At 47.8% G+C, this 12,630-nt stretch carries 8 protein-coding genes; 5 read left to right on the forward strand and 3 right to left on the reverse strand.

All coding sequences use genetic code 11. From position 1 onward, the window contains the following. Positions 1-26 precede the first annotated feature (26 nt). A complete protein-coding gene (gene folE / locus NSQ55_RS03075; protein ID WP_036676830.1) occupies positions 27-620 on the forward strand; it encodes a GTP cyclohydrolase I FolE in 594 nt (197 codons plus the stop codon). A gap of 118 nt (positions 621-738) precedes the next feature. Here the strand turns inward: folE and NSQ55_RS03080 are convergent, their stop codons facing one another. Next, positions 739-1,917: a Fe-Mn family superoxide dismutase gene (locus NSQ55_RS03080; RefSeq protein ID WP_076138416.1), complete on the reverse strand. Its 1,179-nt coding sequence runs from the start codon at positions 1,915-1,917 to the stop codon at positions 739-741. Positions 1,918-2,173: 256 nt separating this feature from the next. Between NSQ55_RS03080 and NSQ55_RS03085 the strand changes: the two genes are divergently transcribed. Beyond that, positions 2,174-3,550 (forward strand): MATE family efflux transporter, encoded by a 1,377-nt coding sequence (locus NSQ55_RS03085; RefSeq protein WP_339171118.1) that lies wholly within the window; start codon positions 2,174-2,176, stop codon positions 3,548-3,550. Here NSQ55_RS03085 and NSQ55_RS03090 read toward each other — a convergent pair whose 3' ends face one another. After that, positions 3,551-4,591, reverse strand: coding sequence for an alpha/beta hydrolase (locus NSQ55_RS03090; RefSeq protein ID WP_139329954.1), 1,041 nt, complete (start codon positions 4,589-4,591; stop codon positions 3,551-3,553). It lies immediately after the preceding gene. A gap of 296 nt (positions 4,592-4,887) precedes the next feature. Between NSQ55_RS03090 and NSQ55_RS03095 the strand changes: the two genes are divergently transcribed. Continuing rightward, the gene (locus NSQ55_RS03095) at positions 4,888-5,631 is read left to right on the forward strand and encodes an IclR family transcriptional regulator (protein WP_076305673.1); all 744 of its coding nucleotides are present in this window, start codon (positions 4,888-4,890) and stop codon (positions 5,629-5,631) included. A 1,641-nt stretch (positions 5,632-7,272) separates the two neighbouring features. On the opposite strand, the gene acnA is transcribed toward NSQ55_RS03095, so the two are convergent. Beyond that, entirely contained in the window at positions 7,273-10,014 is a 2,742-nt protein-coding gene (gene acnA, locus NSQ55_RS03100; RefSeq protein ID WP_038568617.1) for an aconitate hydratase AcnA, read from the reverse strand. 451 nt (positions 10,015-10,465) lie between these two features. Between acnA and NSQ55_RS03105 the strand changes: the two genes are divergently transcribed. Both NSQ55_RS03105 and NSQ55_RS03110 read left to right on the forward strand, forming a co-directional pair. Next, positions 10,466-11,500 carry an amidase domain-containing protein gene (locus tag NSQ55_RS03105; protein WP_036679850.1) on the forward strand — a complete coding sequence of 345 codons (1,035 nt, stop codon included), beginning with the start codon at positions 10,466-10,468 and terminating at the stop codon, positions 11,498-11,500. Between the two features lie 20 nt (positions 11,501-11,520). Further along, a complete protein-coding gene (locus NSQ55_RS03110) occupies positions 11,521-12,612 on the forward strand; it encodes a D-alanine--D-alanine ligase (protein ID WP_339171125.1) in 1,092 nt (363 codons plus the stop codon). Positions 12,613-12,630: the final 18 nt, after the last annotated feature.

The following is a 12,630-nucleotide window of genomic DNA, read 5'->3' on the forward strand; positions in this document are numbered from 1 at the left end:
ATACGGGTGCGGAAGGGGGAGACATCATGGGGAACATCAAGGAATATGTGAACGGTAAAGTTGCAGAGAACCGTGAGCAAATCGAGTATCACGTTGAGAAAATATTAGAATTAATCGGTGAAGATACCGGCCGCGAGGGACTGCTGGAAACACCGGCACGTGTTACGCGGATGTACGAGGAGATATTCGGCGGTTATTCGATAGATCCCCGCGAGGCGCTCGGCGTTACTTTTGATGAGTCTCATGAAGAGCTAGTGATTGTTAAGGATATCGTCTATTACAGCCAATGTGAACACCACATGGCTCCTTTCTTTGGTAAAGTGCATATAGGATACATTCCGAGCGGACGTATTGCTGGACTCAGCAAATTAGCTCGGCTTGTTGAAGCAGTAAGCCGGCGTCTACAGGTTCAAGAACGCATTACGGCGCAAATTGCTGATATTATGACGGAGGTGCTAGGCCCCCACGGTGTTATGGTTGTTGTGGAGGGAGAACATCTGTGTATGTGTGCACGCGGAGTGAAGAAGCCAGGCAGCAAAACGGTAACTATGGCTACTAGAGGGGTCTTCCGTGAGGATGCCGCCGCTCGTGCGGAGTTTCTAAGCTTGATTAAGGAATAAATATCGGGGTGCATACCTCGAAATTGGAAGGACCCATCGTTCACGTAATGTGAATGATGGGTCCTTTTTGGTCAGGGTGTGGGAATAAGAGTGATGTTCACTGTGAATTGAAATAATATCAAAAAGGCTTCCAGGCCAGTTTACTGGCAGCAGCATAACGTTCTGAGACGTAAGGCCAGTTAACGACCTTCCACCAATCCTCAATATAATCGGCCCGATTATTCTGATGTTTAAGGTAATAGGCATGCTCCCATACATCCAGAGCCAGTAACGGAACCACGTCCCATTGTGACAGGTTCTGATGTTTCTCCGCAGTCAAAATCTCCAGTCTATGACTGCGTGGACTCCAGACGAGAATAGCCCAGCCGCCACCTTCAACCTTATTCGCAGCTTCTGTGAACTGTTTCTTGAAGCTGTCATAGCTGCCGAAGCTTTGTTCAATGGCTTCCAGTAAGGCTCCAGTTGGACGCCCGCCACCTTGTGGAGACATTACGTTCCAGAATATTGTATGGAGATAGTGGCCTGCCCCATTAAAGGCTAGCTCCCGCTCCCAATGCTTAACGAGATCGAAATCTCCTTTCTTGCGAGCCTCAGCTAGCTTGTTCTCTGCTTTATTTAGTCCATCTACATAACTTTGATGGTGTTTATCGTGATGAATCCGCATGGTTTTCTCATCGATGTATGGTTCCAGCGCATTATAAGCATAAGGCAATGGAGGCAGCGTATGTCCGCCAATTGGCACAGCACTCATTTCACGAATATCAAGGATAGTATCTGTAGAAGGAATAAGTCCCTCATTCCGCGTGACATTGTCCTCTTCTGTTCTTACGACATAGTCGGCTGCTGTATAATCTCTCATAATTTGCGTGAGCTGTCCGGGCGAGCTCAGAGTGTGCAGTACGGCAAGGAAATACTCTGATTCGCGAATAATATGCAGGATCACAGTGGTTGCAAGGGGGACGGCTTTGACGGCTGCGCTACTTTCCATAATGGCAAAAAGCTGTCGAACAAATTCTTGGGATTGGGTACAGGAGATATGCAGCAGCTTTTCTGTTTCCGCAGTGAGTTCAGCCTGACTTGGTGGAGAAGCAGAGAGGGCAGAATTCAATAACTGCTGAGCGGCCATCTCTGTGGCACCGAAGACCACTGCCCATTCATCCAGCAGTTTAACATAGGGTTCCTCCAGGTTAGGTACGATTGCTTTGATAACCTCGGTATGCTCTTTCTCTTGTGTTTTCCAGAATACGATTTCTTCTAAAATACGTACTGGCAGCATCGGCCCGTATACATATAACATTCCAAGAAAACCTCCCGTGATATGTCTTCATCAGTCCATTATATGTGTGCTCATGATAGCTTATGAAGAGCATAAGAACGCGATAATAATATCGTTGACAACTGTTTGATATGGTGAAATAATACAGGAAAATAAAGGCAATGATACCGAAAGGTACAACCTCGCGAAAAGGAGGGTGTACCTTTTTTTTGTCGTGTGGACCGATTAATGAAATCCTATGGGGTAGCAGAAAAACTTTGAGAAATGAGATGAGGGTATGAACAAGCTTGAGAAGAAGCAATTTTATAATCAGCTGTTAAAATTAGCGGTACCGATATCCCTCCAAAGTCTAGTCATGGCGGTGCTGTATTTAGTAGATCAATTGATGGTAGGGCAGCTTGGGGGTGTAGCAATCGCTTCGGTTGGGATGGCTAGTAAAATCTATAGCGTGATTTCAGTGGTGCTGGCGGGTCTTGCTACGGGTCTTGCTATATACGCGGCTCAATATTGGGGGAGTAAAGACCGAAAGAGCGTCACACCACTACTGGGATTAAGTCTTGGAATTGGCCTGATCTTGTCGGGTTCATTTACGATATTTGTTTTTTTCAACCCTCGGCTATGCCTGTCTATTTTTACAACGGATAAAGAAGTGTTGGAGAATGGGTACATTTTTCTGAAAATCGTTGCCCTCAGTTATATTCCAACGATGTTGACGATGCTCTATTCGGCGGTTCTACGAAGTTCAGGACATGTAAAGTATCCAATGATTGTTAGCATAGCTGCTGTAGGAATGAATATTATTTTAAACTATGCGCTTATTTTTGGGCATTGGGGATTTCCAGCGCTTGGACTTGCAGGTGCGGCATATGCAACGTTAATCTCACGTATAGTCGAAAGTGCCTTGATTGTCGGAGCCGTATATCGTGGAAAGCTGCCGGGTGCCGGAGGAATTAAGGAACTAAGTTTGTTTTCGAAAACGCTGTGCATACCCTTTTTAAGAACGATAGCGCCTATTGTTTTAACGGAATTGGTTTGGGTCTTAGGGGAGGCATGTTATTCCGTTATATATAGCCGTATGGGCACAGCAGAGATGACCGCTATGACAGTGACCTTTCCGCTGCAGGGGTTGACGATTGGACTTCTGGCAGGGCTTTCTGGTGCAGCTGGCATTATGGTCGGACATAAGCTGGGAGAGAATAATAATGCAGGTGCTTTTCAGTATGCTCGTTTTTTTGTTCGAATAGGAGTAGGGATTTCATTGCTGCTTGGTGTGCTTATTGCTGTTCTTGCCCCGCTCTACGTCTCAGCCTTTAACTTAACATTGGAAGAACGCCGAATGGCCACTTCCGTTATCTGCTTTTTTGCTCTTTTTTTATGGATAAAGGTGGGCAATATGATGATTGCGGGAGGGATCCTGCAGAGTGGTGGCGATAGTAAATTCGTCTTTATTATGGAAGCCTCCACAACTTGGTTGCTTGGGGTGCCTCTAGGGCTACTGTTGTCATGGGGATGGAAACAGCCTCTTCCCTGGGTATACTTCTTTCTGTCCCTGGAAGAGGCTGTTCGATTGGTTATAGGTTACGTGCGTTTTCGCCGTGGTAAATGGTTGAAGCAACTGACCCATCAGGGGACAGAGGCGGATTGTAGTGCTTAACTAGTTACTTGCCATCGCCGGCTGGTTGCCATTGTAGGTTTTGGCTAGTTGAACATTTCCTAAGAAAGCAGAGACTCGCCGCAAATACTCACGCGGGTGCTCACGGAACAGCAATTCATGATGGCTGCCCTCTACGACCCAGGAATCTGAGAACGGATTGCTTTGGTTCGCGGCCAGCTTTTCGGCAATAGGATAAGGAGCTTTATCATCTTCGGTTCCATGCATGAGTAGAATAGGGAAAGGATAATCTTCGGATTTGACCTTCGCATAAGGAATTTGATTCAGCCCCGTACCGTTCAGAACTGGGAACAGCATTTCCATAATCGCCAGGGAAGGCTGGCGGGGCAGATCAATATTTTGCTTAATATTATGATACAGCGTATCTGGTTCTAACAAAAAGGTGCTGTCCAGAATCATCGCGTCAATGTCCTCTGATACTAATCCTGTTTGCAGTGCTGTGCCAGCTCCCATGGAGAAGCCCCATACCACTAACTCCTCAGCTCCACGTTCCTTAGCAAAATCAATAGCGCCTAGAAGCTGCTGGGACTCTTTTTTACCTCCGGTTGCAATATCCTTGTTGCCTTGGGCAGCAAAGCCGTAATCAAACATCACGACATTGAAATTAAGACTGTGTGCATAGTGAGCGAGATCGTACATAGGTACCCAAGATTCTTCCCGGTTGGCGCCATAGCCATGGCTGAACACGATAGTTTTGGTAGCCCCTTCGGAGGGAATATACCAGCCGCTCATCATCCGACTTCCATCTTTAGCTGGAAACGTCACATCCTCGTATGCGAGACCTTTGGCCTGCATGGGATTGGAATACAGAGGTGCGACCGTTGGATTAGATAATACCCAGGCGATATAGCCATGAAGTGAGACAAAGCAGAAGGCTAAGAAGAAAAAAATAGATAATAGCAGTGCAACGATAATATGCTTCACACGAATCATCCGCAGCGATAGCCGGGACGAACTGCCTTGTTTAGGTAGTTTAGGTCGACGGGAGACGGTTGTGCCGGTTTGGCGAGTTGCCAGATCCATATGGTCCCCTCCTAAGAATGATGTGAGTACTAGTGCCTAGAAGAATTTGTAAAAATGATTCTAAAGCATCAGTAGATAATTTAATATGTTAATCGTATGAAAAAGCCCTTACAAAGTCAATGAATTAGACGCTTTTGTAATGTAACTGTAAAGTGCGGCCCAACCTTTTCCGGCACATTTTTGGCACAACTCCGGCGGAGTGAATATACTGGACTTTCCATAGAGTTTTGCACTAAGATAGAGTTAGTTATAATGTAACCGAGTTTCATTTGATGAAACACGAGGGGGAGATTGTCATGGAGGACCGAAAGCTTACAGTGCGTGCGGTAGAACGTGCGCTTGATATATTGCTTTGTTTTACGCAGGACAGAGATTTAGGGTTGACGGAGATCGCTTCAAAGATTGATTTACATAAAAGTACCGTCCATCGGCTGCTGGCAACCTTGGAGGAAAAGGGCTTCCTCATTCGTAATCCGGCCACTGAGAAATACAGTTTGGGTATACGAATTTGGGAATTGTCTACGCATTTGCCTGCTTTTGATGAGTCGGCCGCGGTATTATTGCCGTCAATGGAACGGCTGCGGGATCGGTTAGGGGAGACCGTTAGTTTATACTTACGCGACGGCATAGAACGTGTGCGGATTCAGGCGGTTCAGAGTCAGCAGGCCATCCGGCGAGTGGCGCAGATCGGTGCGAGATTGCCTTTATCTGTGGGCGCATCAAGTAAAGTGCTGGCAGCCTATGCTCCTCCAGAGGTGCTGAAAGAATTGCTGGAGAGTTCGGGATGGCCGAACTATGTTGAGAAGGATGTCTATCAAGAGCAGCTTAATGACATTATCCGGCTCGGATATGCCACTAGTTTCGAGGAACGCGAGCCCGGCGCGGCCGCGGTGGCGGTGCCTGTTACGGGCCGCAGTGGAAATGTGATCGCGGCGTTATCGCTGTCAGGCCCAGTTAGTCGCCTATCCCGAGATACGCTAGTGGAATATGCCGCGGTACTGAAGGAAGCGGCTAGTGAAATGGGCATGATGATTCCTTAATTCGCTGGCTGAGACATACCTTGTTAAACAGCAAAGCAGCGATCTCTCCGTTACTGGAGGATCGCTGCTTTGCTGTTTTGGGGAGGGACTAGCCTATTGTGGGTAAGTGGCAGGAAACGATGGGTAACTGACAGCCTGATTGGTAACTGAGGGTAATTGATGAGTGACTGATGGGTAACTGATGAGTGACTGACGGCTGACTGATGGGTAATTAACGGCTAACTGATGGGTAATCAACAGCTAACTGACGGCTAGCTAATGGCTAACGGCTCCCCTACCTTGCGTTGGTTTGGTGAGCTTCAGTGAATATACGTTTCTTTGGAATCCTCAGTAACTCGTAATGCTGAGGCTCGAGCGTTTGAACCCCGGGTCTAGATAGGCAGAGGGACGGAGGGGCGGGAGGATGGAAGGACGGGAGGGTAGAGAATCCACCGCGAACCTACAAGCCAACGAGCCAACGAACCCACGAACCCACGAGTTAATGAACTCACGAACCCACGAACCCACGAACCCAAGTATCTCATAACTCGTACACAAGTAATCTCGGGTTGATAATTAGATATTCCCTGAGGCTTCCGGACTCAGAAGACGCTATTTGCCCATTTAAAGCCTTTTTGGCAGAGTTTCGGACCCCAGTGCAGCTATTCGGCAAAAATGGGCTCCTGTAGAGTGTTTTTCATGCCAATAGGGTCTATGGAGTCCGATCGCACGCCAAAAGTCGGATAATCGAGCGTATAGGGTCATCTGGGTCCGATAGCGCCGAATTCTAAGCGTCCCCTGAGACGTGCGGACTCAGGGGACGCTATTTGCGAATTTACAGCCAGTTTGTCGTAGTTTCGGACCCCAATGCAGCTATTCGACCAAAACGGGAACCTTTAGTATGTTTTTCATGCCAATAGGGTCTATGGAGTCCGATCGCACGCCAAAAGTCGGATAATCGAGCGTATAGGGTCATCTGGGTCCGATAGCGCCGAATTCTAAGCGTCCCCTGGGGCGTGCGGACTCAGGGGACGCTATTTGCCCATTTAAAGCCATTTTGTCGTAGTTTCGGACTCCAGTGCAGCTATTAAGCAAAAATGGGCTCATTCAGCATGTTTTTCATGCCAATAGCGACTATGGAGTCCGATCGCACGCCAAAAGTCGGATAATCGAGGTAATAGGGTCATCTGAGTCCGATAGCGCGGAATCCTAAGTGTCCCCTGAGACGTGCGGACTCAGGGGACACTATTTGCGAATTGACAGCCATTTTGTCGTAGCTTCGGACCCCAGTGCAGCTATTCGGCAGAAATGGGCTCATTCAGCGTGTTTTTTATGCCAATAGCGACTATGGAGTCCGATCGCACGCCAAAAGTCGGATAATCCAGCATATAGAGTCATCTGAGTCCGATCCCACGCCAAAAGTCGGATAATCGAGCGAATAGAGTCATCTGAGTCCGATAGCATGGAATCCTAGGCGTCCCCTGAGGCGCGCGGAATCCTAAATGTCCCCTGAGCCTCACGCAGCAATGGTGAAGATCCCAAAGACAACAGACAGTGGCACCTCACCCGCCACAAATTGGCTGCTGGAACCACCCCATGAAAAAGGGACTGCTCACAGCCACTCATGGCCGTGAAACAGTCCCTTTTTAAGTTACTTTAAATCTATTCTACCGACACCGCGGAAGAGTCTGTAGCATCTGCCAGCATCTGGCGAAGAACAGTCTGCAGGATACCGCCATTGCGATAGTAATCAATATCGACTGTGCTGTCGAGTCTTGCAATGACAGGGAAATCGAATTGTGTGCCGTCTTCACGGGTAGCCGTGACAGTTAGCTCTTGACTTGGTGCCACGTTGTTATCGAGACCAGTAATGTTGAAGGTCTCGCGTCCGGTCAGTCCCAAGCTGCTCCAGCCGTGGCCTTCTTGGAATTGAAGTGGGAGTACACCCATACCGACCAGATTGCTGCGGTGAATCCGCTCAAAACTCTCAGCGATAACTGCTTTAACGCCAAGTAGAAGCGTACCCTTAGCCGCCCAGTCACGTGAGCTTCCTGTACCGTACTCCTTACCAGCGATGACGATCAGATTTTGTCCAGCATCCTGATAGAGCATGGAAGCATCATAGATGGACATAACCTCGTCGCTTGGCAAGAAAGTAGTAACGCCGCCTTCTGTACCAGGAGCTACTGCGTTACGAATCCGAATGTTAGCGAACGTACCGCGCATCATGACTTCGTGGTTTCCGCGGCGTGAGCCGTAGGAGTTGAAGTCTGCACGTTCTACACCATGATCGCGCAAATATTCGCCAGCAGGACCAGAGGTAGAGATATTACCCGCTGGTGAGATATGGTCGGTTGTCACGGAATCAGCAAGCAGCGCTAGAACGCGTGCATCTTTGATATCCTTAATGTCTCCCAGACCGTCTGCCAGATGTTCGAAGAATGGCGGATTCTGGATGTACGTGGAATTATCATCCCACTCATACAGCTCGCCTTGCGGAACAGGAATCGAATTCCAACGTTCGTTAGCGGTGAATACATTTTCGTATTTGCTACGGAACATCTCCGGACTAAGGGAGAGACCAATGGCTTCACGAATTTCAGCAGTGGTTGGCCAGATATCTTTCAGGAATACTGGCTCACCTTGCGGATCAAATCCAAGTGGCTCAGTCTGCAAATCGATATTTACTGTACCAGCCAGTGCGTAAGCAACTACGAGCGGCGGTGAAGCCAAGTAGTTTGCTTTTACCTGAGCATGTACGCGGCCTTCAAAGTTCCGGTTACCGGAGATGACTGCGGCTACGGTCATGTCATTGTCAGTAATGGCTTGACTAACTTCTTCAGGCAATGGACCGGAGTTACCGATACAAGTGGCACAGCCATAACCAGCCAAGTAGAAGCCCAGTGCTTCGAGTGGTTTCAGCAAGTCTGCTTTTTGCAGGTATTCAGTAACCACCAAGGATCCTGGAGTCAAGCTGCTCTTAACGTAAGCTGGTTTGGTCAGACCACGTTCCACAGCTTTTTTCGCCAAAAGACCTGCTCCAAGCATAACGCTAGGGTTGGAAGTATTCGTACAGCTAGTAATAGCTGCGATTACGACTGCGCCTGTGCTGAGCTTGCTGGTAGTATCATTTTTATGCTGCACTTCTACGACTTGAGCGATTTTCTCATCGCTGAGACCATAACCGCCTTTGTCTACAGGTGTACGGATAATACCTTCGAAATTTTCCTTCATATGCGTAAGTTCGATCCGGTCTTGCGGACGTTTTGGTCCAGCCAAGCTAGGAACGACAGAAGCTAAGTCAAGCTCAATCACATCGCTGAACTCAGGGTCTGGCGTATCCGAGGTACGGAACATCCCTTGTGCTTTGTAATAAGATTCAACCAACGCCACCAGATCATCCGGACGGCCCGTGCTGCGAAGATAAGCGAGTGTCTCGTCATCTACAGGGAAGAAACCGATAGTTGCTCCGTATTCTGGCGCCATGTTGGCAACAGTTGCCCGGTCAGCCAGACTGATGTTAGCAAGGCCAGGTCCGTAGAATTCGACGAATTTGCCGACTACACCCTTTTTACGCAACATTTCAGTTACTGTCAGTGCCAAATCCGTTGCTGTAGCTCCTTCGATAAGGCTGCCTGTAAGTTTGAAGCCCACTACATCAGGTGTAACAAAATAGAGCGGTTGTCCAAGCATTCCTGCTTCAGCCTCAATACCGCCTACACCCCAGCCCACAACACCCAGACCATTGATCATCGTGGTATGGGAATCCGTTCCTACAAGGGAATCTGGATAAACGACAGTTTCACCATCGATAGTTTTAGTAGTGGCAACGGAAGCTAAATACTCTAGATTTACCTGGTGCACGATACCTGTTGCTGGTGGAACTGCACGGAAGTTGTTAAAAGCTGTCTGTGCCCAACGAAGGAAACGGTAACGCTCCTCGTTGCGTTCGAACTCAACGTTCATATTGTATTCCAAGGCGTCTGCTGTACCGAAAGCATCAACCATGACAGAGTGGTCAATTACAAGGTCAACCGGGACAAGCGGATTGATCTGTTTAGGATCTCCTCCGGCTTTTTTTACAGTATCACGCATAGCTGCGAGATCCACGACTACCGGAACTCCGGTGAAATCCTGAAGCACGATACGAGCAGGGATAAATGGAATTTCTTTATTACGGTCAATGTCACCTGACCAATCGGCCAGTTGTTTCACATGTTCTTCAGTAATTGCCCGTCCGTCAAACTGACGTACAGCAGCCTCTAGTAGGACTTTGATCGAAAAAGGCAGGGAAGAAATAGAGCCCAATCCTTGTTCCTCAAGGGACTTCAGATCATAATAGCGATAAGATTTGCCGCCTGATTCCAGGGTCCGAGCCAATGAAAAATGATCCTTGCTTGGCATATATGCGCCTCCTTGTTTCGTCTAATGAAACCCAATTTCAAATTGCTTCTAGCTTAATTATAACGGTTACAAAGTGGGGAGTAAAGTTTTTTTTCCTACATCTAAAGCCCGAATTATGCCTGAGAAAATGCCCAAGCTACCCTTCCATTGTTATATTGTATCGTTTCGGGATATTCTTTTTACCTCAAAAAGAGCCATTTAAAGGAGATAATTCGAAAGAATTCACCGGAATCCTTGGTTTTACTTAATTATTAGGCGAAATACACACTGAATTTCTCTTCCTCAGTCATTAGGTGATAGGGTCCTCGTTGTCCATGTTGGATTGAGATGTCGGACTTGGGGTTAGAGTTTTTGCCTGAAACATCCTTAACTATTCAACCGATCTGTATAGCGGCCTGTTTCCTTTCATATACATAGAACAGCAGTTAAAAGGGAAAGAAGGGGCGCGAGTATAATGGAACAACAGTGGAAGCAAAGTCTTTATGTATATGTTGATCAAGTGAATAAGGCCAGGGTGGAGCCTAAGTCATCATCGCATACCGTTTCCGTATCCGTTAAAGATCCGCGTTTTCTGGTAGAACAAGGGGAGCGTTCAAGACGTCTTGCTGAGTGGTATAAAGAACGTGGGATAACTCCTTTGCGCGGAGAGACAGGGGTTAAGACTTTGCGGACCGTCCGGCAGACTCCGACTGAGGTAGTAGCAGAGGTTACACTGCATAGTGCGCTTTATTATGAAAAAGGCGGCGTTAACCACCGCGAGGATATTATCGAGCTGGAGCGGCTGACCTTTGTACGGGACGGTGGGGGCTGGGAGATTGCTGGTGTGGAACGAAGTGTCCCTGAAAGAAATACGGTTCATCGGGCAGAGGTAGAGCTATCGGGCAGACTATCAAAATGGGGAGAGGCTTTGCCGGCACCGCTGCCATCACAGCCCCTGCTAAACCGGAATGTCCTCGGAGAAATTGCAGGTTCAAGAGAGGTTCGTTATAACCGTGAAGAAGCTGTGGCGTATGCCGACCGCTGGTGGAAAGACGGCAATCCGGAGTTCGAAACCTTCGAGGTGGATTGCACAAATTATGTCTCCCAATGTCTCTTTGCAGGGGGAGCACCTATCAACTATACTGGTAAAAGAGAAACGGGCTGGTGGTACAAAGGTTACCAAGGCAAACAAGAATGGTGGAGCTATAGCTGGGCTGTGTCAGACAGTCTGCAACGCTATTTGAGCGGAAGTCGGAGCAGTGGCTTGCGTGCGGAAGTCATGGAGCGACCGGAGCAATTGATGCTGGGCGATATCATTCAATATGACTGGGATGGCAACGGGCAGTATCAGCACAGCACAATCGTCACAGCTTTTGATGCAGGAGGTATGCCGCTTGTGAATGCACGTACCGTTAGCAGCCGTCATCGGTATTGGGACTATCGTGATTCCTACGCATGGACTGATCAAACGAAATACCGTTTTTTTCATATTAACGACTATTTATAATACAGAAAGAGGTTAAGGGAATGGGGAACGCAAAACTAACCGTAGGGCTGGTGTACGGGGGCAAATCAGGAGAACATGAGGTATCGCTACAGACGGCTTTTGCCGTGATGAACTCATTTGATTATGATAAATATGAGATTATACCTTTTTACATTTCAAAACAGGGATTGTGGAAGGTTGGAGAGAAGTTATCAGCGCCTTACAGCCAAGTGGAGCAGCTCAAGCTTGCAGAAGCGACCGAAGATATGGGCACAGCCCTGAACGTGGTATTTAGTGGATTATCGGGTGCTGACCAAACAGTGGACGTAATGTTCCCGCTGCTGCACGGCACGTATGGTGAGGACGGAACGATTCAAGGGTTGTTCGAAATGGCGAATATTCCTTACATCGGTGCTGGTGTTCTTGCCTCTTCGGCAGGTATGGATAAGGTGGTCATGAAGAAGCTGTTCGCTGATGCCGGTCTGGATCAATGCGAGTTTTGTTATTTCAACATCAGCGCTTGGAAAAGAAAACGTCATGAGTTGATTGTTGGTGTAGAGGATAAACTGGGGTATCCGGTATTCGTGAAGCCTGCCAATCTAGGCTCAAGTGTAGGTATTTCTAAGGCTGCCGATAAGGATAGTCTTGTAAAAGCCATTGATTTTGCTTTCCGCTATGATACCAAAGTTATTATTGAGGAGTTTGTGGATGCGCGTGAGGTAGAGGTTGGCGTGCTTGGAAATGATGAACCAGAAGCCTCTGTTCCGGGTGAAATCGTTTCTTCTGGTGAATATTATGATTACGCAGCCAAATATACGGACGGCAAATCGCAAATGATGATTCCTGCACCAGTGGATTCTGAAGTGGCCGATCGTTTGCAGGAGTCCGCGATAGTTGCTTTTCGAGCGATTGAGGGCAGTGGAATTACCCGGGCAGACTTCTTCTTGCGAAAATCGGATGGTAAAATTCTAATTAACGAAGTGAACACGATGCCTGGTTTCACTCCTTACAGCATGTATCCGCTATTGTGGCGTGAGACGGGTGTATCTTATAGAGCTCTGTTAGACCGAATGATTGAGTTAGCCTTGGAGCGCTATAATTTTAAACAAGGTCTTAAGTACGACAACGAGTAATAGAAGCTATAGCGGGAA

The organism is Paenibacillus sp. FSL H7-0943 (genome assembly GCF_037963265.1).
Taxonomy (GTDB): Bacteria; Bacillota; Bacilli; order Paenibacillales; family Paenibacillaceae; genus Paenibacillus_AQ; species Paenibacillus_AQ odorifer.